Origin of the sequence: Treponema ruminis, assembly GCF_014201975.1 — a bacterium.
In the GTDB taxonomy this organism is placed as follows: domain Bacteria; phylum Spirochaetota; class Spirochaetia; order Treponematales; family Treponemataceae; genus Treponema_D; species Treponema_D ruminis.
The window spans coordinates 337,234-357,371 of record NZ_JACHFQ010000005.1 but is presented as its reverse complement, the minus strand read 5'-3'; the positions used below and the strand labels follow the sequence as shown (position 1 = coordinate 357,371).

The window sequence follows — 20,138 nt, the reverse complement described above, 5'->3', positions numbered from 1 at the left end:
AGGTGCGGAAAATGAATGTACGGTCTGCCGGAAAATTCTCAGTTTTTTCTCTGATTTTAATCCTTTCCCTCCTCTTTTTGTCCTGTGAAAATAAATCTGACTATACCGAAGACATCGAAAACGATTATTCTTCAAAATATACCTTCTATTCTTCTGACCCGGAGGAAGGAGAATTTTTCTGCGTGGACTTGTCCTTCCCGATTGGCAAAACGGTCTCTCAAAAAGACTTCCCCAATGAAGAGTCGGCTGGCTTTAAGGGGCGCAAAACCGGCTACAAAATCAAGGGCTGGTCTTATTTCAAAAATCCAATGACTGGCAAAAAGGACTTTACGGAGTCTGACGAAAAATTCGAAATGAATTCAGACGGAACGGTCAAAAAAATGCTGGTTCTTTCTGTTCCTGCGGCCTTTGTCGTCAATGAATGGGAGCCGATTAACTATTCTGTTACCTTCTACGGAAATGGCGGTGTGGACTCAGCAGGAAACGGCGAGCAGACTCAGGCAAATTTCACTTACGATGAAGCCAATGTCCTCAATAAAAATCCCTTTAAATATCAGAAAAATGCTTTTGCCGGCTGGGGAAAAAGTCCGGACCAGGACCCAAAATATCCTACATATCTTGACGGTGAAGACGTCTTTAACCTCACATCCGAAGATGGCGGAAACATAAAGCTCTACGCCCTCTGGCTCAAAAATCTTGTCGTCGTTTCTTTTGATGCAGGCGAGGGCAGCGGTTCAATGGAAAAAGTCAAAATCACGCTGGGTTCTTCCCTTCCTGATTACGAGGCCATGGTCGCGGCATTTACACCACCGGAAGGCAAAAAAATCGGTGGCTATCATTCATTCCATACTGACGAAAGCGGCGGAGTCCATTATACAGGCTGGTACGAGCCGGGCCACGTCTTTACGGCAGAAGATTATCCCAACGAAGACATGACTCTGATGATTCAGTATCAGTGGCTTCCATATTTCGTGCATTTCCACAGCAACAGGTCGGAAAGCGGCGAAGAGGTTTATACACAGTATTTTGAATGGGGCCAGGCTCAGTCACTCATGGTAAATCCTTTTGAATACTGGGGATTTGAATTTACCGGCTGGAATACTGAAGTGGACGGAAGCGGACAAGATTATGCGGACGGCCAGGTTCTTTCTGAAAAAGTGGAAGCAGAAACGATTATCAATCTTTATGCCCAGTGGAAGGAACTTGTAAGAAAAGTCACTTTTGAGGCCAACGGCGGAATCGGTACAATGGAAGAGCAGGAATTCAGGGGCCGTGACCTTCCAAAATCTTTGAGCGAAAACAAATTCACTCGCGAGGGATATTATTTCATCGGCTGGAACACGGAGCCTGACGGAAGCGGAGTCTATTATGCCCCGGAAGAAGAAATCAACGGCGGAAACTGGTTCAGCGAAGACAAAAAACTTTACGCGCTTTGGGATATAATAAACTGGCAGGTAATTTTCGATACTGCTGACGGAAGTCCGATTGAAAGTCAGTGGGTCAGTCATGAAGGAAATGCAAGCAGGCCGGAAGATCCGGGCAGGCTGGGCTACACTTTCGACGGCTGGTTCAAGGACGAAGAGAGGACGGAGCCCTTTGATTTTGCAAGTCCGATAAAGCAGGACACGACGATTTACGCAAACTGGAATGTCGAGAGCCGGGTGGTCAATTTTGACTTGAATGAAGGTGACGACGAGCCATTTGCAAGCGTTACAATCACTTTTGAGGATTTGCCATATTATTCCTACAGCACGCCATCCCGAAAAGGATATTTCTTTATGGGCTGGGAGCCGGGTGCCATCACGCCGGCGAACTGGTCAACCGAAGAAATTACAATGGTTGCAAAATGGAAGGCCCGGGGAAGCATAGTCGGCAGTCTTCCGCCTGAAGTAGACGTAGAATTTACCCCGGAAGGAATGATTTTCGTGGCAGCGCCAGGATTTGAAAGATACGATTGGACAATTGACGGCACAAAACAGGCCGAAACAGGAAACAGTCTGACAGTAACATATGCAGATTTCTCGGATTCAAAACTTCATCAGGTTCTCGTAATCGGAAACCCAATAGACGAAGAAGATGACAGCTTTGCCGCAATATTCAAATTCAGGGTGCGCTAGGAGAGGATGATGAGAATGAGAAAGATTTGCGTGATGCTTGTGCTGCTGGGGCTGGTGGTTTGTGGCGCGTGGGGAGCTGAAGCCAGTAAGTTTCGTTGGACTAGAATTGCGGACGGTTTCTGGCAGAATGGAAATTCATGGCAATATGAAGATAAGACTGATAATCAATGGAAAAATGCTGATGATTGGCCATGTACTTCAACTACAGATGATGCAAATGACTCTGTTTTTATAAATACAAATGAAGGTGAGGCAGTCTCATATACTATAAAATTAACAGAGGATGTTAAGCTCGAAGCTTTGAACATTGATACCAAAAATGGAACATCCGTAACTATTGATTTAAACGGACACAATCTGATTGCTAATACAATGGCTTTAGGACATGTCGGAGATGACGGTGCTTCTGGTTCGGCCACATCTGCATTGACTTTTATCATAACTGACAGTTCTTCTTCAGCGACAAAGGGAAGTTTTTCAACAGGTACTGTGCATTTAACCAGTTCATCAACTAATTCAGTTATAAGGATTACAAATGATGTAAGTGTTAATATTACATCCACGTTAGATAATACAAGTTCTAGTCAGAGCGGACGACTGAGCGTAACAGGAGATGGAACAGGAAGTTTTAATACTCCGGGAGGAACTTCCGAAGCTTTCGTTACTGTAAATTCAAATTTAGTAAACCATAACGGCCACACAGTTCCAACCCCGATTGCAACAGATACATACTACTGGACTGGAAATGCAGGTGATTCAGAATGGACAACAAGCGGTAACTGGGCTCCAAATGCAGATGGCTCTGGTCATGTTCCGAATGGAGATTATCCTGGTCATGCTGATAATGAGACAGCGGTGTTTGGTGAAAATGTAAGCGAAATAAAAGATTTTCAGATTGGAAGTGAATCAGAAAACTGGACAATATATTTACAAAACAATGCTGAATCTACTGATTATAAAGGTGTTAGGATAACTTCCATTACGCATAATAATGAACAAATTGTAATTAATGAAAACAGCAAAGGTGCATTTTGGTTTAATTGTGCGAATGATAGTAAAGTAGGTTCTATTCATGTAAAGAATGGAGGGGTAAGGTTTCAAACAGGCAGTCTAATTATTGAGGGAGATTTACAAATTGAAACTGGAGTTGATGTAGTATCATGGAATACTTTTTTTATTGATGGAAAATTTATAAACAATGGTATAATTTCTTTTTTGGGCGGAAACACTTATAAACTTTCTGGAAATTGTGAAAATAGCGGAAAAATAAACCTGGGAAATTTTAGCCTTGAACTCAACGGTGGATATTCCGGCACAGGTGAACTATCACTTGCTTCAGGCACAATTAATTTTGCTGGTACAACAAATACCGTTAAAAAACTGACTGTGTCCGGGACTGGAAAAATCAATAATAATTCTTCTGAGGCTGTAAAACTTGCTAATGTAACCTTACCCGATGAGACAAATAATGTAATTTTCAAAGGAGACTTTACAATAGAAGAGGTGGGTGATGAAAAATTCCATGCTGCCTCTGCTGGAACATATTTTATAGACGGAGATGTTGATTTTTCAGGATGTAAGGAATTTGAGCATAATGGCTCTGATGGCCACGGTGCGACAATTTTCTTTTATAACACAACTTCAACTAACACAACTTCAACAGCTCATACTTTCAAAACAAAAGAAGGAATGAAATTATACCACTTTTATTTTGGCGGAAATGTTAATATTGATTTGAATGGTGAAGTAACTGTTGCTGATGAATGTAAAATGAAAATTACTAAAAGTGAATATATGCCATCTTCTTCGTATACAGCAACTTTTACAGGAAGCGGTTCCTTAAAGGGAAATCGTGGAGATGAATCTGTAGATATTTGTGCTTCAAGCAGTGGGATAGATGAAAAGTTTGTCGTTGATGCAAATGTCACTTGTGCAGGAAATTTTTATCAGCGGGCAGGAACAAAAGTTGTTGTCAATGCAGGAAAGACATTGGATGTAAAAAATGATTATCGTGGATGCGGTGGAAGTTCAGATCCTGCAAATGAGCTTACTGTAAACGGAACTATTTCTGTTGGAAATGATTTTGGTGCGGGAAGTGCGCCTTTTGATACAGGCGCAAATGACGCAAAAGTAACGATAGCCACTGGCGGAGAATTAACTGTTGGTAATGATATTAAATATGCAAAACTCTTTACAAATTATGGAACAGTCAGTGTAACAAAATCTATTACTGGTGTTTTAACTCTTGAAAATCGTGCCGGCACAATAACAGTTAATGAATCTATTTCCGGTATGACAGAACTTAATAACTGGCAGACAGCGCTGCTTTCAGTAGCAAATACAATTTCTGCAACTGATATTTTTAACGGCGGTACGATAAAAACGGCAAATCTTACCTCTTCTGGTAAAATAAATTCAACTTCATTGCTTGTGTTTACCGGGACTGACGGTAAACTTTCGCTTAACCCTGCGGAAACAAACATAATTACCAATATAGAGATTGATTCCGAAAAGAAAGTTAAACTTGATAATAACATTACAATCAGTGGAAATGTAAAAAATAACGGTACTTTTGATGTAGATGAAAAAACTGTTACTTTTAAAGGCGGTTCAGAAAAATCAGAAATCACCGGAAATACAATAGATTTTGTTGATGTAGTAATCAATAAAGATGTAGATTTTAAAAATTCGAACAATTTTATAAACCTAACTTGCGAACCGGAATCAGCAGCTACAAGCGAAATTTCTATTAATTTGGAAACTTCAGAAAAACAGATTGTAAGCAATAAATTGACTCTAAACGGCTCTGAAGGTGCCAAAGTCAAACTTGCAGGAAGTGGAAAATTCGTAACAGCCGGTTCTGATTCTGAGCATTTTATCGGACAATATCTTCTGATTGGAAAAGATGTTGAAATTTCTGACAATGATACAACCGTAAAAGCAGGAGCCTTCCTTGCAAAGAAATCTGAGGCAGATGGCACTAATTATTCAGTAATCAATCCTCATGGCTGGAAATTTGAGGGCATTATTTACAAATGGACTGGAACAGATTCAACAGAACCAACAAATTTTCATCTTCCTGCAAACTGGGAAATCGGGGTTGTTCCTGATTCGTCTGGAATTGTAACTTATGCAGAGTCTGTTACAAATCAGCCTGTGCTTACTAAGGCTGTTACAATCGGGCACATAACTATTCCGGCTGGCTGTTCACTTGATTTGAACGGAAATAATTTTGAGGTGACTGGAATTTGTGATGAGCTTCCTGAAGGTTCAACTTTTGATATTTCGAATGCTTTTGTAAACAGCGGAACTGTCATTTTAAAAGGTACTGAAACTGTAAGTCTTCCGGCAGGCAAAGTTGATGAGCAGGGAACATGGCATTACAAGGGAGGCGGAAGCGGCACTGTCAAAGAAATTGAGAATCTTGCCTACAAAAATCTTATAATCAGCGGAACAATTGGCGTGGCTACTGACTATACTGTTGTGGCAGGTGATGGAATTTCTTTCGGAACTGACTCAGAAACTGCTAAAATTACAGGTTCGGCTCATTTCGGAAGTCCTGTTACGCTTGCAAATGATGCGATAATTGGCACCAGCGGTGCTTCAATAATATTTGATAAATCTATAAACGGTGAAAAGAGTCTTTCCCTTGCAGGCGGAAACATTGAATTTGAGGAAGATGTTGGAAGTGAAACTCCGCTTTCTTCTATTAATGTAACTGACGATTCAACAATTACCAGAACGGCGGCTTCCCTAATCAATTTGAATGCTAACATTTCGATTGAATCCGGCAAGAGCCTGACCTGTGGGCACGATATAAAAATCAGCGGAAACGTGGCGAACGACGGAACTATTGATGCAAGCGGGAAAAAACTTGAAATCAAGGGAACTGGTGAGTCAAACCAAATCGAAATCAGCGGAAACGGCACGATTATTGTTGCGCCAGCTGATTTTACGGCGGACTACCTTTCAATCGGTGCGGACCTTGTCATAAAGGAAGGAACTGATGTAAAGACCGGCTCTCACAAGGCATATTCCGGCATGGTTAATACAAGTCTTCCTGCTGCAACATCAGATCCTGAAAAAATGGCTTATGCTGCTCTCTTCAAGAATGGCTGGGATTTGGGTTATGAATTTGAGTTTATATGGCAGGGTACGACAGATAATTCTTGGGGGGAAAAGTCAAACTGGGATGTAGGAATTGTTCCAGGGGCTGTCTCAGAAAATACAGTCGGCGTTGCTGTTGTTATCCCGGATAGTATAACTGTCTCAAACTACCCGAAACTTGACGGCCCTGCTTCTGCTTACGAAATTGCTACGCTTTCTGTCGGTACGGAAAATGCTTCTCCCCACAACGCTGTTTTAACACTTTCTTCGGTTGTTTTGAAAGTAAGTTCTAGTCTTACTAATTATGGCATAATATCTTATGCAGGAAATGCAAGAATCACGAATGGTACAACTCCAATTAATGATGTTTTAAATGGAGGAACTGTCGAATATTCTGGAACTACAAGCCAGACGGTTACAAAATTTTCATCAACTACGCAGGATGACTATGTGAATCTGAAGATAACAGGAACTGATGTTAAAATTGATGATAAAATCAGTGTCGCAAAAAATCTTAATATCATGCAGAATGATTTCTCTTCATCTCAATTTGGTTCCCTGCTGGTAAACAACGCTTTAACCTTAAAAGGTGATTTATTTGTTGCAACAGCCTGCTCTTTGAAATCCAATTCAGCAGGATCCATTATTTTTGCAGGCTCTTCCGAACAGACAATTGATGTCGCAGCTGAGCCTGCAAATGCACAATTCGCAAATCTTGAAATTAGCTCAGGTTCTTCAATAACGACAGCTTCGAACTTTACAATTACCGGCAACCTGACGAACAATAATGAAACAGGCGGATTTAATGCGTCTGCTGGAACTGTCACCTTCTCGGGTGCGGATTCGACAGTTTCCGGCAAGAACGTTTTTTATGATGTACGCTCAACTGGTGCAAAAATCACTTTTTCTGCATCAAATACTTTCAACAATGCAGCATTCACTGGTGCATCTTCAACTGTGACATTTGCGGCATCAAATACATTCGATACAGCTTCGTTTATTGGTGCTGGTTCAACCGCAACATTTGCTGATGAAAACACCTTCGCATCACTAAAATTCAATGGTGCAGGCATTACTGCAAAATTTGCCGCAAACAAGGAACAGACTATTACGGATTCATTCTCTTCGATAGGAACTGCCACCGGAAAAGTTCACCTTACGACAGCGGCATCTTCTCTCGTGATTGATGACAATCAAAGCGGAACTTGGTGGATTCTCAATTTCCCTTCCGAAAAGGGCAAGGCTCTTACCGCTCCCGATTTTGTTTACACTGATATTTCCTATTCAAAATCAAAATATGACATTGTTCACGCCTGGGCTCCTACAATTGATGAAGGGGCAGAAGATTCTACTTTGAACTGGTTTTCAAGAAACTATTACTGGATTGGCGGCTCCGGCACTGACGGCTCAAAATGGGAGGCAAGCGCAAACTGGAAGCACAGGAACGATGCCGGAAACCTTTATCCAGTACGAAAATGGCCGACCTATGACAAAAAAAGGAATTCGATTTTCATTGAAACAGCGAGCGGAAATAAAGACTTGATTCTCGAAAATGCAGTAACCATGAAAAATCTTGCCGTAAAGGATGGTGCTGCGATTGATTTGAAAGGCTTTACTGTCTCTGCTGACGATTCTGATAATGCAACGAAGGATTTTGTGAACAAGGGCACTGTCAGGCTTTACGGCGCAAGCGGTCAGATTGATTCAAGCGTAGAAAACGGCTCTGGAAGCACCGTTGAGTATTATGCCGAGGCCGCGGGAACGACTTCTGCCTTTGTCTGGGGAAATGTCTATGAAAATCTGAATATTCTCGGTCCATTTGCAATGGATTCTGACATCAGTGCGGTTAACCTAAAATTCGGAAAGAATGAATTTTACGGAGCTTCTGCGGATTCAGTCAGGAAATTTACTGTCACAGGCTCAGCTTCAATTTTAAACGGAAGCGGAAACGCGCTTTATCTGAAGGGTGAAAATGTTTTTGCAAATCCTCTTGCAATCGGCGACTCTTCTGTAAGTCCTGCTCTTTCCGGCGGAAACATCATTCTCAACAGCGACGGCAACCTGCGACTGGCTTCCGTGGTCTGTGATTCCCTTGAAGTCCAAAGCTCGGTTAAATTTACGCAGGATGTAAGTTCCCCTGTTAAATTTTCCGGGGCTTACTCAACGGTAGACGGAAATAATGTCGCTTTTGCGGAAAATGCAACTTTTACGGGAAGCGCAATAAATCTTCTGGGACACAACACTTTCGCTAAAGCCGCTTCATTCTGTGAGGACATAACTCTTTCAGGCAGCAATACTTTTGCGGATTTTATTTGTAAAACTCCGGGCAGCACACTGACTTTCACCCCCAACACGACTCAGACCGTCTCCCAATTAACGATTCACGGCTCTGATGCAAGCAAAATCAACCTGACTGGAAGCGGGGAGTGGATGATTTCTCCTGCTGCGGGTGGACTTAATCATTCGATTGCTCATGCGGTCATCACTAATTCGAATTTTACTGATTCTGCAAATCCTGTCATCGTTTATGCAAAAAACGGTTACAACACAGACGGAACTGGCAACACCAACTGGATTTTCGCGGGGCATGAATATGTCTGGACGGCTTTGGATTCTGCTTATCCTCATGAATGGAATAGAAGTGAAAACTGGAGCCCTAAATCTGTTCCGGGGCGCTATGCTGATGTAAAGATTAACCAGCTGGCTGGCGGAAATTATCCGGTTCTGAGCGGCGATTTGTATCTCGACAAGGGAAGTAAAGATTTTGCCCTTGATGATGACGGTGACGGAAGCCCTGACAGAAATGAAAGTCTTGCAAGCTGTCTTACAATTGCTTCGGGGGCGGTCTTTGACTTTAACGGCTTCCAGCTCACTTTGAACACGCTGGTAAACAAAGGAAGAATCCGGCTTGTGGGTACGGAAGTTATTACTTCTGACGGAGCTATTGGAATTGCCCAGCTTCCTTTGGACTCAAATTCTTTCCTTACGGGTCTTTTTGAATATTACGGTGATTTTGGTCTTCGCGTATCCCCGAATTTTGGCGACAAGTTCTCCCTTCTTGAATTTACGGACGGCTCTAGCGGTCAGATTTCCGGGGCGATTTCGGTTTCTGGAGAAACTTTGATTTCAAACGGAGCAGGAAAGTCTCTTGAACTCACCGGGGATAACACTTTTGCCGGTGACGTACAGATTAGCGGGGCTGGAAATGTCACGCTAAAAGGTCAGAAGAGTGATACAAGTCCTCTTAGCCTGACCGGAGCCGTTGATTCTTCAAAATTGACTATTAAAAGCGACGTCGTTCTCAACGGAAACGTCACGACTGCTGATACTCAGGATTACGAAGGAAAAGTCACCCTCAATGCGGGAATTGTTTTCAATGCGGCTGATTCACGTCTATCTTTCGGCTCGGACATCTTGAGCGGAAATGAAAATTCTGCCCTCACTTTCGAAAGTCCGGCTTCTTTGGGCGGAAACGTCACGACGGCTCTTTCTCAGACTTACAAAAAGAACCTGACTTTGCTGGCTGACGTGATTTTTACTGCTGGAGCTGGTGTGAAATTTGATTCTGCTTCCGAACTGAGCATTACTTCGGATAAGTCTGCGAAATTCAAGAGTCCTCTTTCTGCAAACTGTGACCTTGCAATCACGGTTCCCCTCTTTGACTTTGATTCCAACGCCTCTTTCAAGCATACTGACAGCACAAAAGCCCTTACCCTAAAGTCTGGAACTGCCCTTACATTTAAGAATGTTGCTTTTGATGCCGGAAAACTGATTATCGACGAGGGGGCAAGCTTCACTCAGACCGGCGTAAATCTTGCGACCGCCGTTCAAAAGGTTTCTGCAATCGAAAACAATGGTTCCTGCGTTTGGGATTCTGGCAGCGAGGGCGGAAGTCTCCTGCTTGCCGGAAGCATTTCTGGCAGCAAGGCCGACCAAATCATCTTCAACAAAAAGAATGTAAGTCTCTCGGCTACTCCGATTACGATTTCCGGCGTCTTCTTTGATCTGACGGTTCCGGGCGGAATAAATGCCACAAACGGCTCTGGTCTTGTCGTCCGGCGGAACTTTACCGTTTACGGAAGCTACCTGCACAACAGCCAGAGCCTCACTCTCGGCTCGGTAACTTTTGATGACGGAAGAAAATACGCCAGTGCAAACAATGATGACGGCTCAGCCGGCTTGATTTCTTCTCCTTCAAACCTTGGAAGCGTAAAGATTGTCCAGGAAGGAAGCGGCAAGAAATTCACCTCGAATATAGAAGGTCTTTCATTCTCTTTGGACGATGCTAGTGTCGCAGCCGGAAGCATTGAATTTGCAGAAAAGCTCAAGGCCCTTTCCCTGACAAACGCTGAAAACACCAATTTTGCAATTCTTTTTGATTCTGCCTGCGAAATTACTGAAGCCGTCACTTTTGGAACGAGCGGAAACGTAATCCTGGGAACAAAAGAAGACTCTGCCTGCGTTTTTGCAAACACACTTGAACACACGGCGGGCGACACAAAACTTGCAGGCTCAATCCTGTCTTCTTCGGCAAAATTTGCAAGAACCCTTCTCACTCAGAACGTAAAGATTGACTGCGGCTCAAATTCCGTGATTTTCACCGGCGACCTCGATTCTGATTCTTCGGATTCGCCCCGAGCCCTTTCAATTGGAAACGAAACTTCACTCACCAGCGTAAAATTTGAAAAAACTTGCGGACTTGTAAATCCTCTTGCTTCACTTCTTGTTTACGGAAATGCTGAATTCGGCGGAAATCTTATTTCTGAAGAAATCGTAAACCTCAAGGGCAACGTCATTTCCTTTGCTGACGTAAGCCTCCTTTCAAAAAAGAAGTATATTCTTCTGGACGGTCAGAATTCACGGACTGTGGGAACTGCTTCCGGCAGCCTGACCTTTGCCTCTGACCTTTTCGTGGACATGGATACAGAGGCTTCCCTCACGCTTTCTTCTGATATAACATGGCAGAAAATCTTCTGCGGCTATTCAGGAAAAATCACTTCCGGGGCAGTCAAGCTCTCTGGAAAAGACCTGATTCTCTTTGGTCCGACCTACAGCCCTGATGACCCGCGCTATTCCGGCTCTGATTCAAGATTCGCTTACTTCGGCTATGATTCTCTGGCCTACAAGCCGGCATCTGCATCTTTGGGCTTCAAGTCAGAATTCTTGACAAGCGGAAGTCAGGTCATTCTTTCAGGAAATTTCTACGCCAACGGACTTGATTTGTCTGGCGCTTCTTTTGTAATTCCAAATCAGGCGGCTTCAAATCCAATCTTCAATTCAAGCAGCGACGTCACCGAAAGACAGTGGGGACTTCCTTACGCAGTTGCCTTTAATTCTGAAATCTCAAATTGTTCGGCTTCTTCCCCGGAAGGCTCGGCTTTCGTTACGGCCGCAAAGGCTCAGAATGTCACTGATAAGAGCGGAAATACTGGTTTCCAGTTTGAGCTTCCTCAAATCAGCGGGGCACACTCAGTCTCGGATTCTGTCATCTGCCTGACTTTTGACATGGCTCTGGAAAACTCAAAGGGCGAAGTTTCAAGCACAATCGCGCTTGTTTCTTCTCTGGAAAAGGGCGGAATCTTCTACAACGGAAAATCCCTTGCCTTTGACGGAAAATTCTACACGGAATCCGACGGAACTGACTGCTCTCTCCCTCTTTCGGAATCAAGTCTTGCCCTTACTGACATTCCGGCTTTCACTCCGCTTTACCTCAAGGTTTCTTCCGCCGCAAACAATTGGAACACTGACGCGACCGCATCTTCTGCAGGAAGCGAGGACAGCACTGACAGGAGTGGAATCCACCGCAACAGAACGACAGACCTGTCTTTGTTTGAAGGACTTTTCTTTGCGGCAGACGGAAAAACTATGTGCCGCAATTACGGAATCGGCCAGTGGAGCGAAAATTATGCTGACTATTCTGATGCTCCGATTTTTGCCACAGTCGACAGGGCTCGCCCGGTTCTGGTTGACCTTTTTACCGGCCAGGAACTTCACTCAACAAATACCGGTACGGCTGATTCTCAGAAATTCTATGATTCCCACAACTTTATCGAACTCAGGTATTCTGAGCCAGTGGACATCGGAAACCTTATGGCTGGGGCGGTCGAGCAGAATCAGAATCAGCAGGCCCAGACGGAATTTAACTCTGCTGAAAAACACGGCGGTGCAATCACAAATAACTCTGGCTCCGGAGGCCTGACTCTTGCAGGCTTCGTTTCAATCGAAAAGGGCGAGCTTACGTCCGGCTACAAATCAGGTTCGGCAGGCTCATATTCATTCAATTCGGACACCAACAAGGCTCATGCCCTTTACCGAAAATTCTCAAAAAATGCCGGGGATGAAGAGCAAATCTTCCCAAGCCGGGTAAGGATTTCTGTCGCAGGCTATGTTGACGAAGAAAATCCTCTCTCTCTGGACGGAGCGGAATTCCACAACTGGATTGGCTACATCGATTCAAGCACAAGCCCGGCCGGTCAGGTCATTCCTCTGGCAAATAAATTCATCACTGACCTTGCAGTAGATTCTGAGGGCCAGCCTGTCAAAAATATCTTTGATGAAAACAATTCTTCCCGCTCACTTTCAGTCAACGACCGGGCATCTTCTTCACCGTCTTCTCTTTACGGCGACTGGGATTGCAGTCACCCGGTTTTTGCCGCCTACGTCACCAACTTTAACGACTCTGATCCAAACGTAAGCTGGAATTATGGCGACAGCGACTACAGGCAGTACGAAATGCTGGGAACGGTTAATTCAAACACCAACGCCTATATCGACACGATTGAAATGCACCTCTTTGACAACACTCAGAATTATTCCGCTGACGACCTCTATAAGTGGGCTGCCCGAAAAGGCTGGTCTTCTTCCGGAAGCAACGTAATTCCTGGCTTTGAGGCTCCTGAAAGTGCCGGTGGTAGCCGGGCAATCCCTCAGTCAGCTGCCATGACCCACGGTGGAATCAGGCGAAGCTCACTTGACGGTGCAATTTCTGCCTTTAGATACAAATATTCTCTCGATGACTTTGAGTCTGACTTCCGTCCTTTTGCAGAAAGAGACATTTCCCAGCATGTAAAGAGTCCTATTTTCCGAGGTGAGACACTTTCCGAGACATTTACCGACAACGACCAGCCTTATCTGGGACTTACAATCAACACAAATGACTCAAAGCTCCCTATCCGAACGACATTTACGGTAACTTATGAGCCGAAAAAATCATTCATCACGGATTTGGCCGGAAACCGCCTGCTTCATACTGATTCAGGCTCCGATAAAAAAATCCTCCACACAATCGATATTACTCCGCCGTCATTTACGATGACGATTTCTCCGGTTGGTGAAAATAAAATTTACGCAGTCTTCACCAAGCCTCTGGCCTACAAGGGAACTTACCTCAGCGAGCTGGGAGGTGAACTTCCTTCGGTTCTTGAAAAAATCGCTTCCAACCTGGAATTCGTTTACTCAGAGGAAGACAATGTTGATACGACTTCGGCTCCTGACGGTGACAAGGCGATTTCAATTCTTTCTGCTGAGCTTGCCGTCGGAAACATGGATTATACGGCCATTCTCTTTACCCTCGACCGAAAGATTTCCCTTGATGACGTCGAAAAAATCTGGATCCGCATCAATGATTTGGGAGAAGGAACGGCAACCCTCTTTGGAGACGTTACTGCTTCCTACATTCAGGATAAGCTGGGCAATCCTGTTCCGGTTCACACCTGCCATGCCCTCAGCGATTTTGCAATCAATGCGGTGAACATGCTTTACGCCTACTCTGACAATACTGATGATGACGGCTGGGATGAACATGAAATTTACGGCCAGGGCCTTGCGCCAGAGTCAAGCGACTATGCGGTTCATGATTTCAGCGAGGACGGTGAGAATTACAACCGCCTGCGCTCAGGAAGGGATATCGTCTTCCAGTTTGAATTCTTTGATTCTGAGGATGACAAGGGAAAATCAGCCCTGAAGAACGGTGAGGCCCTTGCCCTTGTTTATGACGAAAAGGCAAACATCCGCCCGGAATGGAAAGGCAGCAAGTACAATCTTCTTACGGAAGGAGACTGGCGAATCTGGCTGGATAATCATTTCGAAGCCTTCTCCCTCAGCTATAATCCTTCTCCGCTTTCGGCATCTTTGCCATCTCCGCCGCTTTTTGCTGACGTCGAAGGTTCTGACATTTTGAAGAACATGACCTGGAGAAACGAGGATTTCAATATTGAAGCCGGAAAGGAATATCAGTTCTTCTTTAAGATTCTGGATTCAAGCGGAAACGTAATCCAAATCAACCATGACGGCGACACAAGAACTCCGCGCATTCCTCTTTACACCTTCCGAATGCCAAAAGAGCGGATTTCAGCCGGTGACTTCTCATATCTGGACTTGTGGTCATTCACGACAAGAGACTTAACAAGGCAGAGGGGCGGAGTCACAATCCTCAACAACGTAATCAATGCTGCGTTAGGCGAAAAGACAGCAATCGAAGTGAACATGAAGAATGACGGAAACCTGAACGTCTTCGTCATGACCCTGGACGGAAACATAATCAAGCGGCTTTCAAAAGGCTCAGTCAAATCGGGCACACACTACTTCTACTGGGACGGCAAAAACGGTGCCGGAAAGCCTGTTGCCCGAGGTCTTTATTTCATCCGCGTCTCAGGCAGCGGAATTGATGAAACCCGAAAGGTCATGGTCGTGAAGTAGGGCTGACGCTGGGATTTTTCAGTCATTTTCCTATGATTGAAACTTTCTCAGCTTTTCTTCATAATAATCAGGTTATGAAAAAAAACAGACAATCAGAGCGTTTTGACGATTTCGCCCGAATTAATTGCAGCGAACTGTGTATCGTCAGTGGCGTTCTGACAGACATCAGCAAAGAGGGATTTAAGGCAGAATTCAATGCTCCCTGTGATGTCGATGCCGAAAAGGAATATAACGTTCAGATCCGTCTTTCAAGAATAAGCGCCGAGCCTCTGGAATTGATTGCCCGGCCCATGTGGTCAAATTTTGAAGACGGAAAAACTTCAATCGGCTTTTATATTCTCCACTCAAAGGACACAGCCCGTCTCGAAAAGTACATCAAAATGCTCAAGGAAGACTTGAATTCCGAAGACGACACAGGCATTATTTCCTACGACACAGAATCTTTGTTCATATAAATCTCAAATCAGGAAGTCTCAAAAATGACAAAAATCGAGAAACTGCAGGGAGTGGCTTTTCTTGCCTTTCCCGAAATGAAAAATCTTCTGGCCTCTGAACTTGCTGACCGCTTCGGCTACGGAAAAATCGTCGAGTCTGCAACAATCAGCGGAAAGTCATTTGCTTCTCAAGGTTCTGCCGTCTGGTACGGGGATCTTCTTTACTGTCCTGATTTCAGCATTGATTCCTTAAATGAAGATGGGGGCAGCCTGCCTTACTGGGCAAGGACCGTCATGGCCCAGCCTTTTTTGCTTCACTTTGACTCAATCGGCGAGGCCGCAGGCGAACTCAAAAATATCCAGCGAAACTGGGCTCCTTACCAGTACCAGCTTTTCCGCCGGGCAGCCTTGATTCAGGACAAGCTTCCCTACATCAATTTAAAAGTGCGAAAATTCCCTGTGAATATCCCAAACAGCCCGATCGGCCTTTACACTTTGCTTGACGACAAGACTCTTATTGCTTCGGCTCAAACAAATTCGCCTCTTCCGGCCGGCAGCCTTCAGTTTGAGGAAGACCATGAAAATCCGCCCAGCCGGGCCTATCTTAAAATTCAGGAAAGCCTTTCCCTTTATCACTGTTTTTTCGGCGTGGATTTCCCGAAAGAGGGCGACAAGTGCTTTGAAGCCGGTGCCTGTCCGGGCGGCTGGACCTGGGTTCTCCGTCAGCTGGGAGCGGACGTCCTTGCAGTTGACAGGGCAGAACTTGCTCCGTCATTGATGTCTGACCCGCATGTAAAATTCATGGCTCACGACGCCTTTACTTTAAAACCAGAGGAAGTATGCGAGTCTTTGCAGTGCGAAAAACTCGACTGGCTTTTGAGCGACGTAATCTGCTACCCGGAGCGTCTTTTTGAATGGATTAAAACATGGCGTGAATCTGGCCGTGCCAAAAACATTATCTGCACAATCAAAATGCAGGGCGCAATCAACTGGCCGCTAATCGCCGACTTCGCCGCAATCCCCAATTCCAAAATCGTGCACTTGAATTACAACAAGCACGAGTTAACGATTATGATTCGAAATTATTAATCAGAACGCATAGCGACTTCTTAAAAGCCGATAAAGTGCAAATCATGCGGAAGCAAGGTTCGGCCCTGAATCCACTTTGTGCGGGCGAGCGCAGCGAGTCCAATTTCCAAATTCGCACAACCGTGGATTCCTAAGGGACGGTTCTTGCTGGAAGCATGATTTGAGCTTAGCCGATATTACTGGAAGTCGTATGGGGTCTCTTGGTAGACGTAGTAGTTGAGCCAGTTTGAGTAGAAGAGGTGCGCCGTGCTTCGCCAGGTGTTTATCGGCGAGCGGGTGCAGTTGTCCTCAGGAAAGTAATTTTCCGGCAAATCTATCGGAAGGTTTTTGTTTCTGTCCCGCCAGTATTCGTGGGAAAGAGTTTCCGTGTCGTATTCCAGGTGGCCCATCATGAAGATTGAGCGGTTGTCCTTTGATTTTGACAGTGTGACCTCACCTTCTGAATTTTCTGCGAGAATTACAAGGTCATCCTTGGCTTCGATGTATTTTCGGTCAACAGTGGTGTGTCGGCTGGTTGGAACCGGGAAAACGTCGTCAAAACCCCTCATGAGAGGATCTGCCTTTACAGTGCGGTGATTCGGCAAAATTCCAAAGAGTTTTTTGGGCAGGCCCTGCTTTTGAATTCCGTAGTTGTGGTAAAGACCCGCCTGTGCACCCCAGCAGATGTAAAGGGTAGAAAAGACGTTTTTCTTTGCGTAGTCCATGATTTTGCAGAGCTCTTCCCAGTAATCAACCTGCTCAAAAGGCATCTGCTCGACAGGGGCGCCCGTGATAATCATGCCGTCGTATTTGTGACGGAAAAGCTCGCTTGAAGGAATGTAAAATTTTTCAAGATGCTCGCCTGAAACGTGGGTTGATTCGTGCTCTTCCATGCGAACGAGAGAAATATCGATTTGAAGCGGCGTGTTTCCGAGCAGGCGCAAAAGCTGGGTCTCTGTTGCCTCTTTGGTGGGCATGAGGTTGACGATTGCGATTTTGAGAGGACGGATATCCTGGCTGGCCGCACGGTTTTCGGTCATCACGAAGATATTCTCATTTTCAAGAATGCTGCGTGCTGGCAAATCTGATTGAATCTTAATTGGCATGATGACCTCACTTTCTTTTGATATAGGGCCTAGTGTAGCAAGTTTTTCTTTTTTTTACTATACTTTATTTATGAATAACGATAGAAGAGCTGCCATTAAAAAGCTTAAGAGTCTGTATCTTTCTCCCAAAATTGACATAAACGATTTCAGGCTTCGTTTTGATGAAACTTTTTCTTCCGTATTTTTGCCCAACAATGTTGAGCTTGAGGAAAAATCCTTCCAGGGCATAAAGTGCGACATGATCGTACCTGAAATGTACGCCTCAAACCGAGTCCTGATTTATGTTCACGGCGGAAGTTTTGTCGGCGGGTCAAGGGCTTCTTACAGGCCTTTTGTTGCGGCTCTTGCAAACGCCACATCGAGCAGGACTTTTCTTCCTGAGTTCAGGCTTGCTCCCTCTCATCCATTCCCGGCCAGCCTGGATGACATTAAGCAGGTTTTCCAGTCGGTCTTTATTGAGACGGAAACGGCCCTTTCAATGAGCACTGACAGCGAGGATTTTACCAAGGTTCCTGAAATCCTAATCATGGCTGACACCAGCGGCGCTTCAATTGCCCTGGGCTTGATTTACGGTCTTCAGGGAAAGTACCGCGAGGCTATCCGTCAGGTTGTTCTTTTCAGTCCCTGGCTTGATTTTTCTGAGAAAAACGACATGTTCACCAGCAAAAAGGTGAGCGATGAGATTTTTACGGCTGATTCAGTCCGCCTTGCAAGCGAGCACTACACATATCAGGAAAACTGGAGCAATCCTCTGGTTTCGCCGCTCAAGGCCACAAAAGAACAGCTTGAAAATTTTCCGCCTGTTTTCATTCAGATGGGCGAAAAGGAAATATTCTACGATGATGCCGTTGTTTTCAGCGACATGCTCAAAAATTCCGGCGGCACATGCAAGCTCGACGTATGGAAGAAGATGCCGCCAATGTTCCAGCTGGCAGACGAAAATCTCTATCTGGCACATCTTGCGGTGGAGAGAATCGGTCAGCTGATTACGACGAAAGACCACTCTAACGAAAGTGTCCACGAAATTCAGCTCGAACTTGAAAGGAGTTAATTATGGAATTGGTTTGTCCTGCAGGTAATATTGATAAACTCAGCTACGCTTATGCTTACGGAGCAGACACGGCTTACATCGGTCTCAAAAGATTTTCACTCCGTATCAAGGCCGACAATTTTTACGAAGACGAGTACAAGCGTGTAATCGAACTTAAAAAGAAATATCCTCAGAAGAGGCTTTTCTGTGCATTGAACATCGCTTTCCACAATCATGACCTCAAGATGTTCATGCAGAACCTCGACTATTTCAAGCAGTACCCGATTGATGCATTCATCGTTCAGGATTTGGGCATGGTGCCCATTTTGCAGAAGGAATTCCCGGGCACTCATCTGCATCTTTCGACCCAGGCTTCCTGCATGAATAAAGAAGCCGTCAAAATGTATCATTCTCTGGGCTTTAAGCGTGTCGTTCTTGGCCGCGAAGTTTCCCTCGATGAAATCCGCGAAATTAAAGACGCCTGCCCGGAGATGGAGCTTGAGTGCTTTGCCCACGGAGCAATGTGCATCGCTTATTCAGGCCGCTGCCTCATGAGCGCCTATCTTACAGGCCGTTCGGCTCAGTCAGGCTTCTGCTCTCACTCTTGCAGATGGGAATACGACTTGGGCGTAGAAAAGAGCAAGCTCAATCTTGAGGGCGGAAAGATTTCTGCTGAGGCTGCCAAAGAAATTGCCCAGTCAGGAATTTTACGTTTGCAGGAAAGACAGAGACCGGGCGAGTTCTTCCCGGTTTTTGAGGGCGATGATTTTACGGCAATCCTTTCTTCAAAAGACCTCTGCATGATTGACCATCTGGCCGACATGAAAAAGGCCGGAGTCGATGCAATCAAGGTTGAGGGCCGCATGAAGTCAACTTACTACGTTGCCATGGTTGCCCGCGCCTACCGAAAGGCACTCGATGCCCTTGAAGGAAAAATTTCCGCAGAAGAAGCCGCTCCTTTCATCGCATCCCTTGACGACGTTGCCCACCGCGAGGCTACGACAGGCTTCTATTACAACCGCGGAGACGCAGACAAAACAACAATCGGTGCAAGTGATTCTCCATATCTGCTTGCGGCCGCCATGGGAAATCCATATTCAGACCAAGAATGTGAGAAAATCCTTGCGGCAGGACAGAAACTTGTCGCAGACCGCCAGGCTGAGCTTGCTGCAATGCACCCGAACGCCCGCGAGGCCGTTTTGCGTGACCTTGAGCAGCATCCGGAAAAGGTCATCAAGACTGTAGAAAAGCGAGAGGGCTGGAAGGTTTATCCTTACGATGCCCTGAACAGAGTCGATGCAGGCACTGAGCTTGAGTTTGTTTCACCTTCTGTGCTGGGCCGAAAGGTTTCTGGCAGCGAGTACGACTTTATCAACCCGAAGACCGGTGAAAAGCTGGACTGGGTAAACGCCGACCACGACTGTGCAATCTACACAGGGGTTCCGGTCGAAGAAAACACCCTGGTCCGAGTCAAAGACCCGGAATATGTAGAGGGCGAGATACGCGATTATGGCAGATAGTTAAGCCCGCCATGCCGTGGAACCCCGAAGTTGCGGAACATAGTGAAGCAATGAGCGTT

At 45.2% G+C, this 20,138-nt stretch carries 7 protein-coding genes; 6 read left to right on the top strand and 1 reads right to left on the bottom strand.

Annotated elements, in window-relative coordinates; all coding sequences use genetic code 11:
- Positions 1-11 precede the first annotated feature (11 nt).
- The 4 genes from HNP76_RS09395 to HNP76_RS09380 all read left to right on the top strand — a co-directional run bounded on the left by HNP76_RS09395 (position 12) and on the right by HNP76_RS09380 (position 16,444).
- Positions 12-2,117, top strand: coding sequence for an InlB B-repeat-containing protein (locus tag HNP76_RS09395; RefSeq protein ID WP_184659816.1), 2,106 nt, complete (start codon positions 12-14; stop codon positions 2,115-2,117).
- 15 nt (positions 2,118-2,132) lie between these two features.
- Positions 2,133-14,921 carry a FlgD immunoglobulin-like domain containing protein gene (locus HNP76_RS09390; RefSeq protein WP_184659813.1) on the top strand — a complete coding sequence of 4,263 codons (12,789 nt, stop codon included), beginning with the start codon at positions 2,133-2,135 and terminating at the stop codon, positions 14,919-14,921.
- 74 nt (positions 14,922-14,995) lie between these two features.
- A complete protein-coding gene (locus HNP76_RS09385; protein WP_184659812.1) occupies positions 14,996-15,376 on the top strand; it encodes a hypothetical protein in 381 nt (126 codons plus the stop codon).
- A 24-nt stretch (positions 15,377-15,400) separates the two neighbouring features.
- Positions 15,401-16,444, top strand: coding sequence for an SAM-dependent methyltransferase (locus HNP76_RS09380; protein WP_184659810.1), 1,044 nt, complete (start codon positions 15,401-15,403; stop codon positions 16,442-16,444).
- Positions 16,445-16,620: 176 nt separating this feature from the next.
- On the opposite strand, the gene HNP76_RS09375 is transcribed toward HNP76_RS09380, so the two are convergent.
- On the bottom strand, positions 16,621-17,529 hold the full coding sequence (locus HNP76_RS09375) for a homoserine O-succinyltransferase (protein ID WP_184659808.1): 909 nt from the start codon (positions 17,527-17,529) through the stop codon (positions 16,621-16,623).
- 70 nt (positions 17,530-17,599) lie between these two features.
- Between HNP76_RS09375 and HNP76_RS09370 the strand changes: the two genes are divergently transcribed.
- Both HNP76_RS09370 and HNP76_RS09365 read left to right on the top strand, forming a co-directional pair.
- Positions 17,600-18,580 (top strand): alpha/beta hydrolase fold domain-containing protein, encoded by a 981-nt coding sequence (locus tag HNP76_RS09370; protein ID WP_184659806.1) that lies wholly within the window; start codon positions 17,600-17,602, stop codon positions 18,578-18,580.
- Between the two features lie 2 nt (positions 18,581-18,582).
- Positions 18,583-20,079 (top strand): peptidase U32 family protein, encoded by a 1,497-nt coding sequence (locus tag HNP76_RS09365; protein ID WP_184659804.1) that lies wholly within the window; start codon positions 18,583-18,585, stop codon positions 20,077-20,079.
- Positions 20,080-20,138 lie beyond the last annotated feature (59 nt).

Coding starts and splice junctions, on each gene's coding strand:
- HNP76_RS09375 (WP_184659808.1), bottom strand. CDS start 17,529: ATGCCAATTAAGATTCAATCAGATTTGCCAGCACGCAGCATTCTTGAA.
- HNP76_RS09390 (WP_184659813.1), top strand. CDS start 2,133: ATGAGAAAGATTTGCGTGATGCTTGTGCTGCTGGGGCTGGTGGTTTGT.
- HNP76_RS09365 (WP_184659804.1), top strand. CDS start 18,583: ATGGAATTGGTTTGTCCTGCAGGTAATATTGATAAACTCAGCTACGCT.
- HNP76_RS09395 (WP_184659816.1), top strand. CDS start 12: ATGAATGTACGGTCTGCCGGAAAATTCTCAGTTTTTTCTCTGATTTTA.
- HNP76_RS09370 (WP_184659806.1), top strand. CDS start 17,600: ATGAATAACGATAGAAGAGCTGCCATTAAAAAGCTTAAGAGTCTGTAT.
- HNP76_RS09380 (WP_184659810.1), top strand. CDS start 15,401: ATGACAAAAATCGAGAAACTGCAGGGAGTGGCTTTTCTTGCCTTTCCC.
- HNP76_RS09385 (WP_184659812.1), top strand. CDS start 14,996: ATGAAAAAAAACAGACAATCAGAGCGTTTTGACGATTTCGCCCGAATT.